22 protein-coding genes are annotated in these 20,078 nt (G+C 66.8%); 14 read left to right on the top strand and 8 right to left on the bottom strand.

The genetic code is table 11. The annotated features are described in order from the left end of the window. Positions 1 to 8: 8 nt before the first annotated feature. Complete coding sequence (locus GSQ76_RS06340) at positions 9 to 1,910, bottom strand: chloride channel protein (protein WP_158743073.1); 1,902 nt, start codon at positions 1,908 to 1,910, stop codon at positions 9 to 11. Positions 1,911 to 2,109: 199 nt separating this feature from the next. Between GSQ76_RS06340 and GSQ76_RS06335 the strand changes: the two genes are divergently transcribed. The 8 genes from GSQ76_RS06335 to GSQ76_RS06300 all read left to right on the top strand — a co-directional run bounded on the left by GSQ76_RS06335 (position 2,110) and on the right by GSQ76_RS06300 (position 10,150). After that, on the top strand, positions 2,110 to 2,943 hold the full coding sequence (locus GSQ76_RS06335) for an SDR family oxidoreductase (protein ID WP_158743072.1): 834 nt from the start codon (positions 2,110 to 2,112) through the stop codon (positions 2,941 to 2,943). Between the two features lie 50 nt (positions 2,944 to 2,993). Then, on the top strand, positions 2,994 to 3,989 hold the full coding sequence (locus GSQ76_RS06330) for an NAD(P)H-quinone oxidoreductase (RefSeq protein WP_158743071.1): 996 nt from the start codon (positions 2,994 to 2,996) through the stop codon (positions 3,987 to 3,989). A 4-nt stretch (positions 3,990 to 3,993) separates the two neighbouring features. Beyond that, complete coding sequence (locus tag GSQ76_RS06325) at positions 3,994 to 4,743, top strand: alpha/beta fold hydrolase (RefSeq protein ID WP_158743070.1); 750 nt, start codon at positions 3,994 to 3,996, stop codon at positions 4,741 to 4,743. Between the two features lie 76 nt (positions 4,744 to 4,819). Then, positions 4,820 to 6,376, top strand: coding sequence for an ABC transporter substrate-binding protein (locus GSQ76_RS06320; RefSeq protein ID WP_158743069.1), 1,557 nt, complete (start codon positions 4,820 to 4,822; stop codon positions 6,374 to 6,376). A 7-nt stretch (positions 6,377 to 6,383) separates the two neighbouring features. Further along, positions 6,384 to 7,331, top strand: coding sequence for an ABC transporter permease (locus GSQ76_RS06315; RefSeq protein ID WP_158743068.1), 948 nt, complete (start codon positions 6,384 to 6,386; stop codon positions 7,329 to 7,331). A 1-nt stretch (position 7,332) separates the two neighbouring features. Then, positions 7,333 to 8,208: an ABC transporter permease gene (locus GSQ76_RS06310; RefSeq protein ID WP_254070271.1), complete on the top strand. Its 876-nt coding sequence runs from the start codon at positions 7,333 to 7,335 to the stop codon at positions 8,206 to 8,208. After that, positions 8,205 to 9,176, top strand: a complete 972-nt coding sequence (locus tag GSQ76_RS06305) for an ABC transporter ATP-binding protein (protein WP_158743066.1) — start codon at positions 8,205 to 8,207, stop codon at positions 9,174 to 9,176. The genes GSQ76_RS06310 and GSQ76_RS06305 overlap by 4 nt, the downstream gene beginning before the upstream one ends. Next, complete coding sequence (locus GSQ76_RS06300) at positions 9,173 to 10,150, top strand: ABC transporter ATP-binding protein (RefSeq protein WP_158743065.1); 978 nt, start codon at positions 9,173 to 9,175, stop codon at positions 10,148 to 10,150. Before GSQ76_RS06305 ends, GSQ76_RS06300 begins: the two co-directional genes overlap by 4 nt. Here GSQ76_RS06300 and GSQ76_RS06295 read toward each other — a convergent pair. Next, entirely contained in the window at positions 10,147 to 10,629 is a 483-nt protein-coding gene (locus GSQ76_RS06295; RefSeq protein WP_158743064.1) for a peroxiredoxin, read from the bottom strand. The genes GSQ76_RS06300 and GSQ76_RS06295 overlap by 4 nt on opposite strands. 137 nt (positions 10,630 to 10,766) lie before the next feature. Here GSQ76_RS06295 and GSQ76_RS06290 point away from each other — a divergent pair, with 137 nt between their 5' ends. Continuing rightward, positions 10,767 to 11,360 (top strand): YqgE/AlgH family protein, encoded by a 594-nt coding sequence (locus GSQ76_RS06290; RefSeq protein WP_158743063.1) that lies wholly within the window; start codon positions 10,767 to 10,769, stop codon positions 11,358 to 11,360. Between the two features lie 2 nt (positions 11,361 to 11,362). On the opposite strand, the gene GSQ76_RS06285 is transcribed toward GSQ76_RS06290, so the two are convergent. Next, complete coding sequence (locus tag GSQ76_RS06285; RefSeq protein ID WP_158743062.1) at positions 11,363 to 12,214, bottom strand: TIGR01459 family HAD-type hydrolase; 852 nt, start codon at positions 12,212 to 12,214, stop codon at positions 11,363 to 11,365. After that, the gene (locus tag GSQ76_RS06280) at positions 12,211 to 13,254 is read right to left on the bottom strand and encodes a quinone-dependent dihydroorotate dehydrogenase (RefSeq protein WP_158743061.1); all 1,044 of its coding nucleotides are present in this window, start codon (positions 13,252 to 13,254) and stop codon (positions 12,211 to 12,213) included. Before GSQ76_RS06280 ends, GSQ76_RS06285 begins: the two co-directional genes overlap by 4 nt. A gap of 79 nt (positions 13,255 to 13,333) precedes the next feature. Here GSQ76_RS06280 and GSQ76_RS06275 point away from each other — a divergent pair, with 79 nt between their 5' ends. After that, on the top strand, positions 13,334 to 13,576 hold the full coding sequence (locus GSQ76_RS06275) for a hypothetical protein (RefSeq protein WP_158743106.1): 243 nt from the start codon (positions 13,334 to 13,336) through the stop codon (positions 13,574 to 13,576). Between the two features lie 7 nt (positions 13,577 to 13,583). Here GSQ76_RS06275 and GSQ76_RS06270 read toward each other — a convergent pair whose 3' ends face one another. Together GSQ76_RS06270 and GSQ76_RS06265 are read right to left on the bottom strand one after the other, a co-directional pair. Next, positions 13,584 to 13,817, bottom strand: coding sequence for a hypothetical protein (locus tag GSQ76_RS06270; RefSeq protein WP_158743060.1), 234 nt, complete (start codon positions 13,815 to 13,817; stop codon positions 13,584 to 13,586). 47 nt (positions 13,818 to 13,864) lie between these two features. After that, positions 13,865 to 14,233 (bottom strand): hypothetical protein, encoded by a 369-nt coding sequence (locus GSQ76_RS06265; protein ID WP_158743059.1) that lies wholly within the window; start codon positions 14,231 to 14,233, stop codon positions 13,865 to 13,867. Positions 14,234 to 14,409: 176 nt separating this feature from the next. Between GSQ76_RS06265 and GSQ76_RS06260 the strand changes: the two genes are divergently transcribed. The 4 genes from GSQ76_RS06260 (at position 14,410) to GSQ76_RS06245 (ending at position 17,300) form a co-directional block, all read left to right on the top strand. Further along, positions 14,410 to 15,057 carry a helix-turn-helix transcriptional regulator gene (locus GSQ76_RS06260; RefSeq protein WP_254070270.1) on the top strand — a complete coding sequence of 216 codons (648 nt, stop codon included), beginning with the start codon at positions 14,410 to 14,412 and terminating at the stop codon, positions 15,055 to 15,057. Positions 15,058 to 15,129: 72 nt separating this feature from the next. After that, positions 15,130 to 15,591: a hypothetical protein gene (locus GSQ76_RS06255; RefSeq protein WP_158743057.1), complete on the top strand. Its 462-nt coding sequence runs from the start codon at positions 15,130 to 15,132 to the stop codon at positions 15,589 to 15,591. A gap of 14 nt (positions 15,592 to 15,605) precedes the next feature. Next, a complete protein-coding gene (locus tag GSQ76_RS06250; protein WP_158743056.1) occupies positions 15,606 to 16,328 on the top strand; it encodes a DUF1194 domain-containing protein in 723 nt (240 codons plus the stop codon). A gap of 12 nt (positions 16,329 to 16,340) precedes the next feature. Then, positions 16,341 to 17,300 (top strand): aldo/keto reductase, encoded by a 960-nt coding sequence (locus GSQ76_RS06245; RefSeq protein WP_158743055.1) that lies wholly within the window; start codon positions 16,341 to 16,343, stop codon positions 17,298 to 17,300. Between the two features lie 31 nt (positions 17,301 to 17,331). On the opposite strand, the gene GSQ76_RS06240 is transcribed toward GSQ76_RS06245, so the two are convergent. Next, entirely contained in the window at positions 17,332 to 17,757 is a 426-nt protein-coding gene (locus tag GSQ76_RS06240) for a tellurite resistance TerB family protein (RefSeq protein WP_158743054.1), read from the bottom strand. 2 nt (positions 17,758 to 17,759) lie between these two features. Next, a partial coding sequence (locus GSQ76_RS06235) for an ATP-dependent DNA helicase (RefSeq protein WP_158743053.1) occupies positions 17,760 to 20,078 on the bottom strand: 2,319 nt, incomplete at its 5' end.

The raw sequence follows: 20,078 nt of genomic DNA, 5'->3' as shown, positions 1-20,078 counted from the left end.
GGCGCGGCCTACTCCCCGGAGAGGTCGCGCCGCAGCCGGTCCAATTCTTCGGTGTAGCGGCGCAGGGCATATTGCTCGGTCAGCAGGCCGATCACCTTGCGGGTGTCGACGCCGTCGACCACGGCCAGCGCGTCCGATTCCGTCGATTCGAACATCTGTACCGCTTCCTTGATGGTCATCTGCGGCAGCAGCACGTTCTTGGCGTAATGCAGGATTTCCGACAGGCGGATGACGGTTTCGTCGGTGCCGTGCGCCTCCGGCGTCAGTACCACGCCGGCGTAGCGGCCGGCCTCGTCCAACACGATGACCCGGTCGGCGGAGCCCAGCGGCACCTGGCGGCGGAAGGCGCTGATGGTGGTGTCGGACCGGATGGTGCGCATGTCGCGTCGCATCATGCGGCCGACCGTCAGATTACGGACCCAGCCGATATCCACGGCGGACCGGATCGCCTCCCCTCGCAGATGGAAGCGCCAGGTGGCGAAGGAGTAGCCGAAGGTGCGGCGCACGGTGATCGCCGACACGACGGAGGCGGCGAGCACGGCAACGGTCATCGGCAAGCTGCCGGTGCTCTCCAGCGCCAGGAATGCCATGGTCAGCGGGCCGCCGACGACGGCCACCGCCATGGCGCTCATGCCGACCAGCGCGCAGACAACCGGGGGCAAGGCCTGGGTGGCGGTGATCGTCGCGAGCCCGGCGGCGAATAATTTTCCCGTGAGTGCGCCGAGGAAGAGCGAGGCGAAGAACAAGCCACCGCGAAACCCCGAACCGATCGACACGGCGGAGGCGATGGATTTCGCCAGGATCAGCAGGGCGATGTGGGTCGCGGTATAGGGTGAGTCGAGGCCGAGCCGCAGTGCCTCGTGGCCGGAGGACAGCACTTGCGGGGACCATAGCGCCAAGCCGCCCACCACCGCGCCGCCAAGCACCGGGCGCAGCCACACGGGAACGCCGCTGCGGCGGAACCAGGATTCCACCAGCGTCACGCCGCGCATGATGAGGATGCCGCCGAGGGCGCAGATCATGCCGAGGGCGAGCACGGGCAGGTAATCCACCGCCTCCAGCGCCGAGGGCACGCGGATGTCGAAGCCGGCGGTATCGGTGCTCAGCACATGGGTGACGAAGACCGCGACGATGGCGGACACCACCACCGGCGCCAGCGTTGCCAGTGAGTACGTGCCGATCACCAATTCGAAGGCATAGAACGAGCCGGTCAGCGGCGCCTGGAAGGCCGCGGCGATGGCCCCTGCCGCGCCGCAGCCGACCAGCAGCCGCAAATCGTTGCGTCGTACGCGGAAGGATCGGCCGAGCCGGGACGCCAGGGCGGAACTGATCTGGGTGTAACCGGCCTCCAGTCCGACAGATGCGCCGACGCCGTTGGACAGAACGGTTTGCAACGTGACGAGAAGGCTGTCGCTGAGCGACATGCGGCCGCCATGCAGCGCATTCGCCTCGATCGGGTCGACGGTGCGGCGGTTCCACCAGCGCGTAATGGCCCAGCCGGCCAGGCCCACCAGCGCCCCGCCAAGCGTGGGCACGAGTACGGTGCGGATGCGGTCGACGTCCACAGTGCCGGACACCCGATCGCCGCGCTGCAGGTTGAACAGTATTTCGTGGCTCGCCTGGGTGGCGATGGTCATCAAGTGGACGCATAGCCCGGCGCCGACGCCAACTAGAGCGGCCAACACCACCAGCCACAATTCATCCGCGCGAACCAGGGCACGGAAGGTATGCGGTGCGTGCAACACCCACTCACCAAGGCCGCGGCGGACACCTTGCGCGCGACGCTCACCGTCTGGGGGCGCCGCGGTCGGGCTGGAGGGCACGTTGCTCCCTGCCGCATTCGCCGTTGCGGCATTCTGGGATGGCGCTTGGATCGTGGCGGCACCGGCACCCGCAGATCGCAAGGACATCGGGCTGGCCCGCTCCTTCCTCAGAAATAGTTTCGGTCCGGCAATTATCCGGACAAGCTGTGCCTTCATGGAACCATCGGCCTGTCCACACAATGCGCCATCGAAAAATCTTTATTTAATTCGATGAAATGTCTCCGCCGCGGCGAACCAGGTAGAGCCTTCTCGGCTAAGACTATGGTCGAATTGGGGAGCGCGCCGGTTGGCTGACCAGAAAATTGCCGTCATTACCGGGGCGACGGCCGGGCTGGGTCGTTGGGTTGCATTGGGTTTGGCGCGCGCCGGGTATCACACGGTCATCGTCGCGCGCGACGCCGCACGGGGCGAGGACACGCGGCGCTGGATCGCCAGCCAGGCTCGCGGTGCAGTGACGGAGCTGATGCTGGCCGACCTGTCGTCGCTGAAACAAACGCGCGAGGTGGGCCAGGCGATCGCGGCGGCGCATCCGCGGATCGACGTGCTGGTGAACAATGCCGGGCTGATCACGCCGAAGCGACAGGTGACGATGGAGGGACGGGAGATGATCCTGGCGGTCAATCACCTGGCGCCATTCGTGCTGACAGACGCGCTGCTGCCGGCGCTGCGGGCGGGGGCGCCATCGCGGGTGGTGAATGTCGGCTCCACCGCGTCCGACCGGGCGAACCTGAAGGTGGACGATCTGGAGGGGGAGCGGTCGTGGTACGCGATGTCCGCGTATTGCCGGTCGAAACTGGCGCTGATGATGGCGACGTTCGAGCGGGCGCGGCGGCTGGAGGGCACGGGCGTTGCAGTGAACGTGGTGCATCCCGGGGTGGTGGCGACCACGCTGGGCACGGTGCCGGGCCCGGTCGGCTGGGGCTGGGCGGCGCTGAGGCCGTTCATGATCACGCCTGAGCAAGGGGCACGCACGCCGCTGCATCTGGCGCTGTCGCCGCTGGTGGAGGGGGCGACCGGGCGATATTGGAAGCGCAGCCGCCCTGCCCGGCCCAACCGGCAGGCGCTGGATTACACGCTGGTTCGGCAGCTTTGGCGCGAGACCGAACGGCTGATTGGTTGACGCGGACCACTAGGCTGCCGAGATAACGGCAAAGGAAACCGGAGCCCGCCATGACCCTGCCCCAGACCATGCGATTCATCGAGGTGGCGGAACCGGGCGGCCCGGAGTCGATGACGGTGTCGCAGGGACCGTTGCCTACACTGCGCGAGGGCGAGGTTCTGATCCACGTCGCTGCCGCCGGGGTGAACCGGCCGGACGTGCAGCAGCGTAAGGGATTGTATCCGCCGCCGCCCGGCGCCAGCCCGCATCTGGGACTGGAGGTTGCTGGCGAGGTGGTGGCCGTTGGACCGGGCGTGACGACGCCGATCGGGGAGAAGGTTTGCGCCCTGGCCAATGGCGGCGGCTATGCCGAGTATTGCGCCGTGCCGGCCACGCAATGCTTGCCCTGGCCGAAGGGCTACGATGCGGTGCGTGCCGCGGCGCTGCCGGAGAATTTCTTCACCGTCTGGGCCAATATGTTCGACATCGGCAGATTGTCGGCCGGCGAATCCGTGCTGATCCATGGCGGCAGCAGCGGCATCGGCACGACGGCGATCCAATTGGCCAAGGCGTTCGGCGCCCGCGTCTATGTCACCGCTGGGTCGGCGGAGAAATGCGCGGCTTGCGTGAAATTGGGGGCGGATGCGGCGATCAATTACACAGAGGCTGATTTCGCCGTCAGCATCAAGGAACTGACGAGCGGGGCGGGCGTCGACGTCGTGCTGGACCTGGTCGGCGGCCCCTATGCGCAGCAGAATTTGCGATGCCTGGCCATGGATGGGCGACTGGTGCTCATCGCGTTTTTGGGCGGGCCGAAGGTCGACAAATTCGACCTGACCACGGTGATGACCCGGCGGCTGACGATCACCGGTTCCACGATGCGGCCGCGCACTGCTGCGCAGAAGGGCGCCATCGCGCAGGAACTGCTGACAAAGGCATGGCCGAAGCTGGAGGATGGCAGCGTTGCACCGGTGATCCACGCGACGTTCCCGTTGGCGGAGGCTCCGGCGGCGCATGCCCTGATGGAAAGCAGTGCGCATATCGGCAAAATCATGCTCACGGTTTGATCGGATGCTGCTTGCCACCCGCGATGCCGGGCAGGGTAGCCCGGTGGTTCTGCTGCACGGTTTGTTCGGATCCGCCCGCAATTTGGGCTTCATTGCCCGCGGACTGATCGATCGGCACCACGTCATCTCCATGGACATGCGCAACCACGGCGACAGCCTGCACGCACCGGGCATGAGCTACGAGGCGATGGCAGAGGACGTGGCGGAGACGATGGACTCGCTGGGGCTGTCGTCCGCGGCGGTGCTGGGGCATTCGATGGGGGGCAAGGTGGCGATGCGCCTTGCCCTGTCCGCGCCGGAACGCGTGACGCGGCTGGTGGTGGCGGATATCGCGCCGGTGTCCTACCCGTCGCATTTCGGCGCCTTCGCGCGGGCGATGATGGGCGTGCCAGCAGCGGCGTCGCGCAGCGCGGCGGACGCGCAATTGGCGCCGGATGTGCCGGATCCGGCGATCCGCTCGTTCCTGCTGCACAACTTCAAGCCAGGCGTCGGATGGCGTGTGGGGCTGGCGGAAATCGTCGAATCGCTGCCACGGATCGAAAGTTGGGGTGACGAGACGAGCAGCTATGCCGGGCCGACGTTGTTCGTCACTGGCGCACGGTCGGATTACGTGCAGCCAGAGCAGCATCCGCGCATCCGCGCGCTGTTTCCAGCAGTGCGGTTCGTGGCCATCAAAGATGCCGGGCATTGGCTGCATGCGGAACAACCGGCGGCGTTCAATGCGACGGTGGGGCCGTTCCTCGACGCGGCATAAGGGCAATGCTGGTGTCTTGACGGCGTAGCGATTGGCATGTGCAGCTTCGTTGCATGACAATTGCAAGGCTCGCGGCATGACACGAAGCGCAATCCTCCTTCTCACCGCCGTGGCCTCCATCGGCACCGCCTCCGCCGCACCGTTTGCCTGCCCCAAGAAGGGCGGCACGATGGTGTTTGGGCAGGAGGCGAACCTCAACAGCCTGGACCAGCAGGCGTCGAACACCATTTCCACCCGCAACGTGGCGATGAATATTTTCGAGGCGCTGCTGACCCGCAGCGAGGACAACCAGACTATCGGCGACCTGGCCGATAGCTGGACCGAGTCGCCGGACAAGCTGACCTACACGTTCAAGCTGCGCAGCGGCGTGCATTTCCACAACGGCAAGCTGCTGACCTCGGCCGACGTGGTCGCCTCGTTCGATCGCTACAGCAAGGTCGGGTTGGAGCGGTCCAACCTCGCGAACGTCGACAAATGGGATGCGCCGGACGCGGACACGTTCGTGATCCACATGAAGCAGGCGCAGCCGACGTTCCTGGAAAGCATGTCGTCGTTCAGCGTGCCGATCGTGATCTTCCCGGCGGAGTTCAAGGACGATCCGGCGCTGCGCCTGCATACGATCGGCACCGGGCCGTTCATGCTGGACGAGTTCGTGCCCGGCGGTTTCGTGCGGCTGAAGCGGTTCGATGCCTATTCCCCCAACACGCATTACGAGCAGCGCAGCGGCTTCGGCGGCTACAAGGTCGCGTGCCTGGACACCGTGACGGTGCGGATCGTGACGGAGCCGGGTGCGCGCGTTGCCGGGCTGCAAACGGGCGAATTGCAGGCGGTGGAGGATGTGCCTGCCACGAACCTCGCCGATCTGAAGAAGAACAAGGACATCACCCTGCTGCCGCTGGCGAATTGGTGGATCCAGATCACGCTGCCGAACGTGCAGAAGCCGCCGACCGATAACGTCTATTTCCGCCAGGCCGTGCAGGCCGCGCTGAATATGGACGAGATCATGGATGCCGCGACCGACGGCAATTACAAGCTGAACGTCGGCTTCCAATTCCCGGGCCGCCCCGGCTACACCGATGCCGGCAAGGAAACCTACAACCAGCACGACCCGGCAAAGGCCAAGGCGCTGCTGGCGAAGGCTGGCTACAAGGGTGAGCCGGTCACGATCCTGACGAACAAAGACTATACCTCCATGTACAACGCCGCCGTGGTGCAGGCGGAGGAGATGAAGGCCGTCGGGATCAACGCCGAGATCAAGGTGGTGGACTGGCCGACATCGATCCAGATGTATCTGCGGGGCGATACGGGCTGGAATTACTTCCACACCGGTTGGGGCACGCAGCCCGCACTGGGCGCGCTGTCCACCATGGCATTCTTCGCGCCGCCGAACGCCAGCTACCGCCCCGATGCAGGGAAGGATGATCCGGATGTGGTGAAACTGTGGAACGACATGAACAATCTGCCGGACGAAGCCGGGCGGCAGGATGCGTTCGTGAAGCTTCAGGCGCTGGTGCTGGAACGCGCCTATGCCGTGCCCTTCGGCAGCCTCACCAAGGTGCAGGCAGTCCGCTCCAACGTGAAGGGTTTCGTGCCGTTCCGCATTCCGCGCTTCGCCAACGTATGGGTCGAGTGATCGCGGCGTGATCGGTGTCGTCGTCGCCCGGCTATTGGGCGCGATCCCGACCTTGCTGTTGGTGAGCCTGATCACGTTCGCAATCCTGCACCTGATCCCGGGTGATCCTGCGGTGGTAATGGCGGGGTTGTCCGCCACACCGCAGGACGTGGCGCAGATCCGCAGCGATCTGGGGCTGGACCAGCCGCTATTGGGGCAGTTGGTGCATTGGTATGCGGGGCTGCTGCACGGCAATCTCGGGCGCTCACTGCTGCTGGGTCAGGACGTGCTGGAGGCGATTTTGCAGCGTCTGCCGGTCACGTTGTCGCTGTCGCTGTATGGGCTGGTGCTGACGCTGCTGATCGGGGTTGCGGGCGGGGTATTGGCGGCACTGAAGCAGAATACCATCGTGGACCAGGCGGCGATGATCGGGGCGATGATCGGCATCTCCATGCCGTCGTTCTTTTTCGCACCACTGATGGTGCTGGTGTTCGCGGTGCATTTCGGTTGGCTGCCGAGTGGCGGCTACGTGAACTTCATCGACAGCCCGCTTGGCTGGCTGCGTGCCGCGACGCTGCCGGCCGTGTCGCTGGCGCTGTTGCAGGTGGGGCTGCTGGCGCGGATCACGCGGTCCACCATGCTGGAGGTGCTGCGGCAGGATTACGTGCGTACGGCGCGCGCGAAGGGGCTGTCGGGCATGAGCGTGGTGGGCAAGCATGCGCTGGCGAATGCGATGATCCCGATTACGACGGTGGTGGGCATTGCGATCAGTCTGCTGCTGTCCGGCTCGGTGGTGATCGAGACAATCTTTTCGGTGCCGGGGATCGGGCAGTTGCTGACGCAGGCGGTGCTGAACCGGGATTATCCCCTGGTGCAAGGCGGGTTGTTGGTGCTGACGACGGTGCTGGTGCTGGTGAATATCGCAGTCGACGTCGCATATGCCGCGATGGATCCGCGGGTGCGGTTGGGTGGCTAGCGTGAGCACGATCGAAGATGATGACGAAGCGCCGTCCCGTCCCTGGCGCGACACGCTGGTGCGGCTGATGCATCACCGGCTGTTCGTGACGGGTCTGGTGTTATTTGGGATCGTGCTGATCGCTGGGCTGGCGGCGCCATGGGCGGCCGGGGTGGATCCGTCGAAGATCGGGATGCGGACGCGGTTCAAACCGCCCTCGGCGGATTTCCTGTTCGGCACCGATAATCTGGGCCGGTCGCTGTGGTCACGCACGCTGTGGGGCGCGCAGCTTTCCATGATCATCGGCGTGTCGGTGGTGGCGTTGAATGCGGTGTTCGGCACGATCATCGGGGCGCTGGCTGGGTATGTGCGATTGCTGGACAAACTCATCATGGGGTTGAACGACGCCATGATGGCGTTCCCCGCGGTGCTGCTGGCGATCGGGATTACCGCCGCGCTCGGGTCCAGCGTGCTGAACGTGATCATCGCGCTGTCGATCGTCTATATTCCGCGGACCGCGCGGATCGTGCGGGCCAGCGTGATCGTGCTGCGGGAGATGGAGTATGTGCAGGCGGCGGTGGCGGCGGGCGCCGGGCATTGGCGAATCCTATCCCGCCACATCATGCCGAACGCTCTGGCGCCGCTGATCGTTCAGCTGTCATTCCTGTTCGCCTACGCGGTGCTGACGGAGGCGACCTTGTCCTTTCTTGGGCTGGGTGCCGTGCCACCGACGCCGACCTGGGGCAACATCATGGCCGATGGCCGCCAGTATCTGACCGACGCGCCCTGGATCATCACCATACCCGGCGTCGCGTTGATGCTGACGGTGCTGGGGCTGAACCTGCTGGGGGATGGGCTGCGCGACGTGCTGGACCCGAGGCTGCGCATCCAACCATGAGCCTGTTATCCGTCGAAGGGCTGACCGTTGCGTTCGCGACGGGGCGCGGCCCGATCAATGCCGTGGAGTCGATCGATCTCTCGATCGCGCCGGGTGAAATCCTGGGGATCGTGGGCGAGAGCGGCAGTGGAAAGAGCGTCACCGCGTTGGCGATCATGGGGCTGCTGCCGCGGCCGCCGGCGAGGGTGGTGGCCGGGCGGATCGTGTTCGAGGGCGTGGATCTGCTGACCCGATCGGAACGGCAATTGCGCCGGCTGCGTGGCCCGGGGATCGGGATGGTGTTTCAGGAGCCGATGTCCTCGCTGAACCCAGTGTTCACCATTGGCGACCAGATCAGCGAGATGATCCGCGCGCACGAGCGATTGGGCCCGGCGGCACGACGCGCCCGGGCGATTGCATTGTTGGACCGGGTCGGCATTCCCTCCGCCGCGCGCCGGCTGCACGATTATCCACACCAGATGAGCGGCGGGCAGCGGCAACGGGTGATGATCGCGATCGCGCTGGCCTGCAACCCGCGCCTGCTGATCGCGGACGAGCCGACGACGGCGCTGGACGTGACCATCCAGGCGCAGATCCTGGATCTGCTGCTGGAATTGCGGGCGGAGCGTGGGATGGGCGTCATGCTGATCACCCACAATATGGGCGTGGTGGCGGAAACCGCGGACCGGGTGCTGGTGATGTATTCCGGCCGGGTGGTGGAGCAATCGGCCGCGACCACGCTGTTCGATGGGCCGGCGCATCCGTATACGCGCGGGTTGCTAGCCTGCGTGCCCTCGCTGGATGAGGATTTACATCGGCTCAAGGCGATCCCGGGCTCCCTGCCCGATCCGGCGCGGCGGCCGCCCGGGTGCCGGTTTGCGCCGCGTTGCGAGTTGCGTCTTCCACGCTGCGAGGCCGCCATTCCGCCGTTGTTGCCAATCGGCGCCGGGCACGAGGCTGCTTGCATCCGCGTGGGAGAGACCGCGTGAGCACGCCTTTGGTCGAAGCCCGCATGCTGTCGCGCCATTATGCGGTGCGGACGGGCGGGATCTTGCGGCGGAAGTTCACCCCGTTACGGGCGGTGGACGAGGTGAATTTGTCCGTCGCGTCCGGCGAAACGCTGGGATTGGTGGGCGAGTCTGGCTGCGGCAAGTCTACGCTCGGGCGGATGCTGGTGAAGCTGAACCCGCCGACCTCGGGCGATTTGCTGTTCGAGGGGCAGGATGTCACGGCGATGCGCGGCGCCGATCTGCTGCGGTTGCGGCGGTCGATGCAGATCGTGTTCCAGGACCCGTTCGGCTCGCTAAACCCGCGCATGAGCGTGGAGAGCATCGTGATGGAGCCGCTGCTGATCCATGGCGCCAAGGCAGACGCGGCAGCGCGGGCGAAGGTGGCGGCGATGCTGGAACAGGTGGGGCTGCCCGCCAGGGCCGCTCGACGCTTTCCGCACGAATTCAGCGGCGGCCAGCGGCAGCGCGTCGGCATTGCCCGGGCGCTGATCCTGAAGCCGCGTTTCCTGGTGTTGGACGAACCGGTGTCGGCGCTGGACGTGTCGGTGCAGGCGGGGATCGTGAACCTGCTGCAGGATCTGCAGGCGGAACTGGGGCTGACTTACCTGTTCATCGCGCATGACCTGGCGGTGGTGAAGCACATCTCCGACCGGGTGGCGGTGATGTATCTGGGCCGGGTGGTGGAAGTGGCGGACAAGCGGGCGATCTACGCCAACGCGCTGCACCCCTATACCGAGGCACTGATCGCCGCTGCCCCGGCGGTGCGACCCGGCCGGGTGCGGCCGCCGCGGGCGCCGGGGGACGTGCCGTCCGCGCTCGCTATGCCGGCCGGCTGCCGGTTTCATCCGCGCTGCCGGCACGTCATGGAGGTCTGCCGGGCGGTGGAGCCGACGCTGACCCAGCCGCAACCGGGTCACTTCGTGGCGTGCCACCTGACCGGGGTGGGTGGCTAAAGCAGCTCGAGGACCGATTCGGCGCGGCTGACGTCGAAATCGCCCGGCGCCTCGATGGAAAGATGGGTGACTTTCTTGTCGTCGACCACCAGGGCGAAGCGTTGGCTGCGAACGCCGAGGCCGCGGGCGGTGAGGTCCAGTTCCAGGCCCATCGCCTTGGTGAGCGCGGCGGAGCCGTCGGCGAGCATCACCAGCTTGCCATCGACGCCCTGGTCCTTGGCCCAGGCACCCATGACGAATGGATCGTTAACGGCCATGCAGACGATCGAGTCGACGCCCTTGGCCGTGAAATCCTGCACGCGCTGGATGAACCCGGGGAGGTGCTTGGCGCTGCAGGTCGGGGTGAAAGCGCCGGGTACGGCGAACAACACGACCTTTTTGCCGCCAAAGAGGGAGGCGGTGCTTTCCTCCTTCGGGCCGTCCGGGCCGGCGGTCATCAGCTTCATTTCCGGCAACGTGTCGCCTACCTTGATTGTCATTATCCGGCCCTCGTCATGATGGGCGGACGCTACTGCCATGGCTCGCCCGTGTCACCGGGGAGGTTAACGTGGCAATTCAGCGCTGAACTGGCTCGTGGGTCATTGCAGCGGGCGAAAACCGCGCCAAGATGTCATCCATGTCCCAGATTGCGCCCAAAACGCCTCACGTGCCGGATGACGCCCGGCTCACCGGTCAGTTGCTGATTGCCATGCCGGCGATGGAGGATCCGCGCTTCGCCCATAGCGTGATCTACCTGTGTGCGCACACCGAGGATGGGGCGATGGGCCTGGTGGTGAACCGTCCACTGGCCAGCCCGACGTTCGAGGATCTGCTGAAGCAGTTGGACGTCGTCCCTACTCCGCCGGCGCGGCAGATCGCGCTGTGCGATGGCGGCCCGGTGGATGGCGCGCGCGGCTTCGTGCTGCACACGGCGGACTGGACGGGCGATGGCAGCCTGCAAGTGGACGAAGCGGTGGCGTTGACCGCGAGTCTCGACGTGCTCAAGGCGATTGCGGCCGGGGAAGGCCCGCGAGAGGGGTTGCTGGCGCTGGGTTATGCCAGTTGGGGCGCCGGGCAGTTGGACGAGGAGATCCAGCAAAACGCTTGGCTGTCCGCCCCGGCCTCGCTGGATCTGATGTTCGACGACGACCACCCGACGAAATGGCGCCGCGCCTTCGCGATGCTGCGGATCGACCCGGCGCTGCTATCGGGCGTCGCCGGGCACGCCTGATTCTACCAGACGAAGCGGGGGACGATTGCCACGGGGCTGAGCCCAGCGGCGTGCGCCTCCGCTTGGGCGGCGCCATGGTCATCGCCGAGCGCCTCACCATGGATGCCGCCGAGCACCCAACAGGAATCGATGCCGGCCGCGGCGGCACCGGCGATGTCGGTGCGAAGTGAGTCGCCGACGGCAATCGTGCGGTGCTTTGGCGTGCCGAGCATTTCCATCACCGGGCCGTAGATTACCGGGTCCGGCTTGCCGATGGAGCGAACGGTGCCGCCCATCTGCTGATACCGCTCCCCCAGCGCGCCGGCACAGATGACGCGCACGCCACCGCGGATCACTTCCAGATCGGGGTTGGCGCAGATCATCGGCAGACTGTGACGGGCGCAGTCCTGCAGCAATTCCTCGAACGGTTCGACGCTGGTGGGGCCGCGATGGTCATCCGGGCCGGTGTTCAGCACGAAATCCGCCTCGGCGGGGGTGGCGACCTGTTCCAGGTCCAGGCCTTCGATCACGTTGCGATCCCGCTCCGGCCCCAGGTGCCAGACGCGGCGGCCTAGGCCGGCGAACCATGGGTCGGTGCGGCGTTGCAGTTCCAGGTGCACTGCCTCCCCCGAGGTAAGCACGCCGGTGTAAAGATCGCCCTCCAACCCCATGCGGCGTAACATTTTTTCGGCGGCGAAGTTGCGGCGTGGGGCGTTGGAGAGGAGCACGCAGCGCTTGCCGGCATCGCGCAGCTGGGCCAGGCAATCGGCCGCGCCAGGGTATGGGTTCACGCCATCATGGATGACGCCCCACAGGTCGAGAATGAAGCCATCATAGCGATCGGCCAGCGTCGCCATGCCCGGATATGACGTCATGCCCCTGTCCCCACTGCTTCGGCCACGCTCTTGAACCCTTCGCGACGCAGTGCCGCGGCGAGTTCGGTTTTGATCCGCGGCAACAACGCCGGGCCATGTACCGCAAAGGCGGCGTAGATCTGCACCAACTGCGCCCCGGCGCGCAATTTGGCCAGCGCGTCGGCCCCGGTGGTGACGCCCCCGGCGCCGATTAGGACTAGGCGGCCAGCGGCCAAGCGGTAGGCCTGGGCCAGCATCGCTGTGGACAGCGCCAACAATGGGGGTCCGGACAGTCCGCCAGCCTCACCGATGTGGGGACCGCCGAGGCCGGGCGGGCGGGATAGCGTGGTGTTGGAGATGATGAGGCCCTCAACCCCCGTCGATACGGCGACGGCGACGATGTCCTCCAGCGCGCCGGGTGCGAGGTCTGGCGCGATCTTGACGAAGATCGGGGGGCGGTCTGGCAGCGCCATGACGCCCTGCAGGATGGATCGCAGCCGCGCCTCGTCCTGCAAGCCGCGAAGGCCCGGGGTGTTGGGGGAACTGACGTTGAGGGTCACGTAGGCAGCGTGGGGGGCGACGGCGGCGACCAGGGCGGGGTAGTCGCGCTCGGGGTCGGCACCGTCCTTGTTGATGCCGACATTGGCGGCGATCAGCGTGCCGGTGGGGCGGGTCGCGCGAGAAATGTTCCGCAAAAACAATTTGATACCAGCGTTGTTGAAGCCCATGCGGTTGATGACGGCCCCGTCTTCCAGGCGGAAGACCCTGGGGCGTGGGTTACCGATCTGCGGGCGTGGGGTGACGGTGCCGACCTCCACCGCGCCGAAGCCCAGGCGCAGCAGCCCAGTGGGCGCGGTCGCGTCCTTATCGAACCCGGCGGCGAGGCCGATCGGGTTTGTTAGAGGATGGGCCAGCAGGGTAGTGGCGAGGATTGGATCATCTGGACGGGCGTTGCGGCCGACCAAGCCCCAGGCCAGCGCCTTCAGCGCCAGGCGATGCGCCTGCTCCGGATCCAGGCGGCGCAGGGCGGGCAGGAAGGCAGAGGCGATGGCGGGGGTCATGGAGAGCGCTTTTAAGGGTCCACCCGGGGACGGCAAGTGGGGTTGCCATGCCGGGGCGTTTGGCCACATTGCTGCGCGCATGTGGGACGAACCGTATCTCGAGACTTGCTGCCGGTCTGCGTTGCATCGGTTGCTGCTGGTTGGGCAATCCGGCCGACCGGGTGGATTGAAGGACGGGCCGTGCCTGGCGCGGTTGCAGGGGCTGGGGTTTGCGCAAGAGCGACCCGACTCCCGCTTCGTCGCGACGGAGGCCGGGCTGGCGCGCCATGCGGTGGAGATCGCCCCCACAGCGATGGAAAAACGGGCGCGCCGCCGGGCGTAAAGCGAGGTTAGGCCAGGGCGGCGGCGATGACCCTGCCGTCCTGCTTGGCGATGCAGAGCACGCGGCCGCCTTCGGGTGCCGAGACCAGCACCATGTCGCCGCCGGCCAACATGTCTGCGGCATCGTCGAAGAAGCCGGGGCGCGACATGTTGGACAGCGTGTCGCCGTCGCCCTTGTAGTGCCAGAGGGTGAAGCCGTTGGCGTAGGCGAGGACGGACAGGCTGCGGATGGCGAAGTTCATGGTTGGTCTCCTTGTGGTAGGTTTTCGGTCCTAGGCGCAGGCATGGTTCAGCGGACGATGCCGCGGGCGCGCAAGGTCCATTCGAGTTGACCGAGCGCCTGGTGCCATAACCGCCAGTCGGATAGCTGGCCGGGGCGGTTGGCGTGGGGGCGGGATTGGCGTTCGCCCCAGATCCGCAGGATCCGGACGTGCAGTAACTCGATGCTCCGCTGGCGATACAGCGTGTCCAGGCTGCGTAGAATGTCGTCCGGGTCGCATGGGCGCTGCGGACCTTCGGGGCGCCATGATACGCCGGCGCCGTCGCGCCGGGCCATGAGGGCGGCCATGGTCCATAGCCACGCCTCCTCGGCGGACCGGAATGGCTGTGGCGCAGCATCGCGCCCGCGGATGGGTGCCGACAGGGAAAGGGCGTGCATGGGCGGGTCTCGCGCTTGAGGAGCGTCCTGAGATGAGAACAGAACAGGAACATAAACCCACACAACGCGCCTGGCCGCAACCAGAAGCGGCGTTAATTCCTATCGTGCTCGGCGTTAATTCCCATTAGACTTGCTGGCAGCGTAGAATCGCGCACGAGTTCATGGAGATTGGGCGGGTGAAGCACGAGGATATTTGGCGTGCGCTGGATACGTTGGCGGCCGAGAACGGATTGTCGGTTTCGGGCCTGGCACGCGCTGCCGGGCTGGATCCAACCACGTTCAACCCATCCAAGCGGTCGATGCCGGATGGCCGCGCGCGCTGGCCCAGTACGGAGAGCCTGGCGAAGGTGCTGAATGCCACTGGGGCGACGCTCGAGGCATTCAGCACGCTGGTGTCTGGGGCGCGGGCGCTATCGTCCAATCCGCGGATGCAATCGCAGCGGCGCATCCCGCTGATCGGGCTGGCGCAGGCCGGGTCGGACGGGTTTTTCGACGATGGCGGCTACCCGGTCGGTGGTAGTTGGGACGAGGTGAGCCTGCCGGAGATCGGCGACCTGAACGCCTATGCGCTGGAGATCTCCGGCACGTCGATGGAGCCGGTATTTCGGGACGGCGATGTGGTGATCGTCTCCCCCGCCGCGCCGATCCGCCGGGGCGACCGGGTGGTGGTTCGCACCGTGAGCGGGGAGGTCCTGGCCAAGCAATTGGCCCGCCGGTCGGCCCGGCGGGTGGAATTGAGAAGCCTGAACCCGGCGCATAAGGATCACAGCTTCGACTTGAAAGACGTCGCCTGGGTGCATCGCATCGTTTGGGCTAGCCATTGAGCCGGGGTGGGCGCAACAATCTGGGAGACCGCGCGTTCTTGCTGCACTGAATGTTCATGAAGGTGCGCAGTTATGAAGACCATTACCCGCCGTATCGTTGGCGGTTTCGTCCTGGCAGCCAGTGTGGCTGCCGCGGCCCCGGCGTTTGCGCAGCGTGACCCGGCAGCCCCGGGCCCGGTGGTCGGCCGTGTTACCATCACCGCGAAGGCTGCGGCGGTGGGCGTTGGCTATACCTGGGGCAATGGCGTGCTCACCTACGCCGGGCATCGCTATCGCTTTACCGTCAAGGGCGTGACGGTCGCCGATGTCGGGTTCAGCACGATAGTTGGACACGGCCGAGTGTATAATCTGCACCGGCTGAGCGACTTTAGCGGCACATACGCCGCCGCCACCGGGGAGGCGACGTTGGGCAACGGGCTCGGCGGCCAGTTTCTGAAGAACGGCCAGGGCGTCGAATTGCGGATTGATGACGTGACCAAGGGTGCGCGACTGTCCGGGTCGGCAGACGGCATCCAACTCGAAATCGTTCGATAAGGCGGCGGGCCGGGATGCGCTACTCCATCCTGGCCGTCTGCTTCACGCTTGCCGCCGCCAGCGCGCCGCGCGCGGCCACGGCTCCGGTGGATGTGGCCCTGGTGCTGGTGACGGACGTATCCCGCTCCATCGACGACTCCGAATTCCAGCTTGAGAAGACGGGCTACTCCACCGCCTTCAGCGATCCGCATGTGATCGCGGCGATCCAGGGTGGGCCGAATGGGCGCATCGCCGTCGCCTATGTCGAATTTTCGAGCACCGAGCAGGTTCAGGCGCTGACGGGTTGGACCGTCATTTCCGACGCGGCGTCTGCCAAGGCGTTCGCCGGCACGCTGATGGCGTTGCCGCGCAGTTCGTATGGCCGCACGTCGATCAGCAGCGGCATCGATGTGGCGGCGAAGATGCTGATCGACGGCAAGTTCGGCGATGCCCGCAAGGTGATCGACGTCGCCGGGGATGGCACCAACAATGCTGGCCGGCCGTCATCGGATGCGCGGGACGATGCCGTTGCGTCCGACATCACCATCAACGGGCTGACGATCATCAACGACCACCCGGTGTCCTATACCTTCGCCCATGTGCAGCCGCCGGGCGGGCTGACGAATTGGTATCGGGAAAATGTCACGGGCGGGATGGGCAGCTTCGTGGTGGAGGTGCATGATTTCGCGACGTTTGGCGAGGCGATGTCGCGCAAGCTGTTGAACGAGATCGCCAGCCTCCCTCTCCACCGCGGCTAAAGGATCTTCCTCATGGACTACCGCACCCTGGGCCGCTCCGGCCTGCAGGTCTCGACGATTGGGCTGGGCTGCAACAATTTCGGCGGACGCATCGATTTGGAGGCGTCGCGGGCGGTGGTGCATGCCGCGTTTGACGTGGGCATCACCCTGTTCGACACGGCGGACGTTTATGGCGCGGTGGGGATTGCAGGCGCGCATAAGGGCGCGTCGGAGGAAATCCTGGGGCAGATCATCGGGCCGAAGCGCAAGGACATCGTGCTGGCGACCAAGTTCGCCATGCCGATGGACGAGGCGGAGACGTTGAAGGGGGCTTCCCGCCGCTACATCGTGCGTGCGGTGGAGGACAGCCTGACCCGGTTGAAGACCGATTATATCGACCTCTATCAGCAGCATCGCTACGACACGAAGACGCCGCTGGAGGAGTCGATGAGCGCCCTGGACGACCTCGTGCGCTCCGGCAAGGTGCGATATGTGGGTTGTTCGAACTTCGCGTCGTGGCAGGTGGCCGATGCGATGTGGACGGCCGATGACCGGCATCTGACTCCGTTCGTGTCGTGCCAGGACGAGCTGTCGTTGCTGGTGCGCGATGCCGACAAGGAATTGCTGCCCGCGATGGACCGGTTCGGGCTGGGGCTGCTGCCGTATTTCCCGTTGGCGAGCGGGATGCTGACGGGCAAGTACCAGCGCAATGCCGTCATGCCGGAGGGTGCGCGGCTGACCAATACGGCCCGGCTGGCAGACCGCTATCTGACCGATGGGAATTGGCCGAAAGTGGAGAAGCTGGCCGATTTCGCCAAGGCCCGCGGCCGGACGATGGTCGAGTTGGCGTTCAGCTGGCTGCTGTGCCGCAGCCCAGTCGCCAGCGTCATCGCCGGGGCGACGAAGATCGACCAAGTGGCGGAGAACGCAAAGTCCGGCGGCTGGAAGCTGACCGCGGAGGAAATGGCGGAGATCGACACGCTTACGGCCTAGGTACCGCCTGAACGCGTCGCATGGGTGGAGGCTAGTCCTCCACTTTGCGATACCGGGCGCGGGTACCGCGTTCGATGGCGGCGGCGACGAGCGGGTCGATGTTGAGTTCGGTCAGCACGAATTCCAGCATCTGCAGCGTGGCCTGGGCGGCGAAGCCGTCGCCGGCGATAACTTCACAGGCCAAGGCATAGGCGGTTTCGCGCAGGCGAACGGGCAAAGCCTCGCGAATTAGGCGGCCGGCATGGGCCAGGCCTTCATCCTCGCGCAGCAGGTTGATCGCGGCCTCGGTCGCGGAGTCCAGCTGGTCGGTGGAGAAGCCGTTGAAGGCCGGAAGCGTTTGCACGAGGGCGGACATGACGCCGATCTCGCGGTCGGTGATCCCGCCATCCGTCGCGGCGACCAGCACCATCGTGCAGACCAGCGCCTCCTGCGGATCAAGACCCAACCGTGCCAGCATCGTCACTCCCCAAAATCAGCCGCTAAACCGCTTGTCGAACTGGGCGGGACCCTGATCGAACCCGGCGTCGAGATCAAGGGGGCTGCCGAACAATTCAAGAACGCGCGTGTGTGTGCAGCGACTTCGGACAGGCCCAGGCGCTGCACCGCGACCCCCGGCGGCAGCGCGGATAGTAGGCGGCTTGGAGCACGGCGGTCCAGCAGAACGAAAACGCCCTGGTCACCGGCGGCGCGGATCAGGCGGCCAAAGGCCTGGCGCAGGCGCAGGCGGGCCACTGCGTCGTCGAATGCGCGGGGTGCGCCGGCGGAGAGATGGATGCGGCGTTCGCGGTGCAGGATGTCGGGGCGTGGCCAGGGCACACGCTCGAACACCACCAGGCGCAAGGCCCGGCCGGGGACGTCGACGCCGTCGCGCATCGCGTCGGTGCCCAGCAGGCAGGAGTCGATTTCGGTGCGGAAGACGTCCACCAGGGTGGAGTTGTCCATGGCGTCCACGTGCTGGGCCAGCAGGGGGATGCCGGCTTGCTCCAGCGCTGGGGCGATGCGGGTGTGGACGGCTTGCAGTCGGCTGATGGCGGTGAACAGGCCCAACCCGCCACCGCCGGCTGCCAGGAACAGGGTGCGGAAGGCTGTGGCCAATGCCGGGATGTCGGCTGCCACGTCCGTTACCACGAAGGCCCGGGTTTGGCGGGCGTAGTCGAACGGGCTGGCGACGGCAGCGCGGATCGCGGGCGATGGCAGGTGGGGCGCCCCCACGCGGGCCTCGGCGGCGGCCCAGGCGGCTTCCGGTTCCTCCTCGCCACCGTCACGCAGGGTGGCACTGGTGATCAGCAGGCCGTGGGCGGAGGCGGCGAGCGTGGCGGCGAAGGGCACGGTCGGGTCTAGCCAGTGGCGATGGATTCCGGCGTCGCGGTCCCCTGCCTCCCGCCGGTCGAGCTGGAAGAAGGTGACGTGGGTTGGGCGTTGGCCTGGTTCGGCGGGCGGGTTGGCGAGTTCGCCCAGCATGGCCTGCCAGGCGGACAGACGATCGATGGCGCGGTGTTTCAGCACGCGGGCAGCGGCTTCGATCCGGGCGCGGGTGGCGGCTTCCAACTCCTCCGCCTCGGTGTCCAAGCGGTCGTTGAGGCGGGTCACCAGGGTGCGCAATGGCTCGGCGATGCGGCCCAGGGCGCGGTCCAGGCGGGTGGCGGCCTCGGTGAAGCCGTCCACGAGTGGTTGCAGGTCGCAATCCAGCAGGGCGCGGCGGCCCTCGCTGGCCTCCACGTTGGGGGCGCGGGCCAGCACCTGGTGGCGGACCAGGTGCAGCAATGCCTCCGACACGTTGGTCTGCCCGGCCTCCAGCCCGCCCACATCGGGCAGTTCCTCGGACAGACGCATCGACCAGCCGGGGGCGGGCAAGGCACGGCTGGCTTGCAGGGCGGCTTCTAGCGGGGCTTCCAGTTCCGGGCGGCCGCCGACCAGTTCCTCCAGGCGGCGGCGGAGGCCACGGGCGCGGGAAGCACCGCCCTCTGCGCCCAGCAGCCAGCGACGCAGTTCGGCGCCCTCGATGCCGCTGAACACGGCGGCGAAGGCGCTGTCGGCGGCGTCGAACAGGTGGTGGCCTTCGTCGAAGACGTAGCGGGTGGGGACCGCGCCGCCATCGATGCCGCCATTGCTGGAGCCGTCGGAGAAGCCGTGGGCGGCCTGGATCATCACCAGGGCGTGGTTGGCGACCACCAGCTCGGCAGTGCGGGCGCGGCGGATGGTGTGTTCGACGAAGCAGCGGCGGTAGTGGGGACAGGCGCCGTGAATGCACTCGCCCCGGCGGTCGGCCAGGCCCAGCAGCGCCGCCGGGCCGAAGAGTTCGCTGAACCAGCCGGGTAGGTCGCCGCCGGCAATGTCGCCATCTGCCGTCGCCAGCACCCAGCGTGCGATCAGGCCCAACGGGATGACTCCGGCCGAGCCGTGGGCGCCGGCCAGGCCGTTCACGCGGTCCTCCAAATTCAGCAGGCACAAATAGTTTTCGCGACCTTTGCGGACGACGACGCGACGGCGGCGCTGCACCGGATCGGGATGCAACCGGGCCAGCTCGCCCTCTACCTGGCGCTGCAGGTGCCTCGTATAGGTGCTGATCCAGACGGGGGCGCCGTTGCGCTCGGCCCACAGGCTGGCGGGGGCGACGTAGCCGAGCGTCTTGCCGGTGCCGGTGCCGGCCTCGGCCAGCACGGTCGCCGGGTCGCCACGGGTCTCGCGCGGTTCGAAGGCGGCGGCGGCGGCGGAGGCGTAGTCGCCCTGCCCCGGCCGCTGTTCTGCGCCCGGGCCCAGGATCGCGGCGAGGCGGCG

The sequence above is a fragment of the Acidisphaera sp. L21 genome (assembly GCF_009765685.1).
Classification (GTDB): Bacteria; Pseudomonadota; Alphaproteobacteria; order Acetobacterales; family Acetobacteraceae; genus LMUY01.
This window is presented reverse-complemented; position numbering and strand designations above follow the sequence as displayed.

Coding starts and splice junctions, on each gene's coding strand:
- GSQ76_RS06240 (WP_158743054.1), bottom strand. CDS start 17,757: ATGCTGGCACGGTTGGGTCTTGATCCGCAGGAGGCGCTGGTCTGCACG.
- GSQ76_RS06305 (WP_158743066.1), top strand. CDS start 8,205: ATGAGCCTGTTATCCGTCGAAGGGCTGACCGTTGCGTTCGCGACGGGG.
- GSQ76_RS06295 (WP_158743064.1), bottom strand. CDS start 10,629: ATGACAATCAAGGTAGGCGACACGTTGCCGGAAATGAAGCTGATGACC.
- GSQ76_RS06275 (WP_158743106.1), top strand. CDS start 13,334: ATGTGGGACGAACCGTATCTCGAGACTTGCTGCCGGTCTGCGTTGCAT.
- GSQ76_RS06270 (WP_158743060.1), bottom strand. CDS start 13,817: ATGAACTTCGCCATCCGCAGCCTGTCCGTCCTCGCCTACGCCAACGGC.
- GSQ76_RS06320 (WP_158743069.1), top strand. CDS start 4,820: ATGACACGAAGCGCAATCCTCCTTCTCACCGCCGTGGCCTCCATCGGC.
- GSQ76_RS06255 (WP_158743057.1), top strand. CDS start 15,130: ATGAAGACCATTACCCGCCGTATCGTTGGCGGTTTCGTCCTGGCAGCC.
- GSQ76_RS06245 (WP_158743055.1), top strand. CDS start 16,341: ATGGACTACCGCACCCTGGGCCGCTCCGGCCTGCAGGTCTCGACGATT.
- GSQ76_RS06265 (WP_158743059.1), bottom strand. CDS start 14,233: ATGCACGCCCTTTCCCTGTCGGCACCCATCCGCGGGCGCGATGCTGCG.
- GSQ76_RS06250 (WP_158743056.1), top strand. CDS start 15,606: ATGCGCTACTCCATCCTGGCCGTCTGCTTCACGCTTGCCGCCGCCAGC.
- GSQ76_RS06330 (WP_158743071.1), top strand. CDS start 2,994: ATGACCCTGCCCCAGACCATGCGATTCATCGAGGTGGCGGAACCGGGC.
- GSQ76_RS06285 (WP_158743062.1), bottom strand. CDS start 12,214: ATGACGTCATATCCGGGCATGGCGACGCTGGCCGATCGCTATGATGGC.
- GSQ76_RS06290 (WP_158743063.1), top strand. CDS start 10,767: ATGTCCCAGATTGCGCCCAAAACGCCTCACGTGCCGGATGACGCCCGG.
- GSQ76_RS06325 (WP_158743070.1), top strand. CDS start 3,994: ATGCTGCTTGCCACCCGCGATGCCGGGCAGGGTAGCCCGGTGGTTCTG.
- GSQ76_RS06280 (WP_158743061.1), bottom strand. CDS start 13,254: ATGACCCCCGCCATCGCCTCTGCCTTCCTGCCCGCCCTGCGCCGCCTG.
- GSQ76_RS06340 (WP_158743073.1), bottom strand. CDS start 1,910: ATGTCCTTGCGATCTGCGGGTGCCGGTGCCGCCACGATCCAAGCGCCA.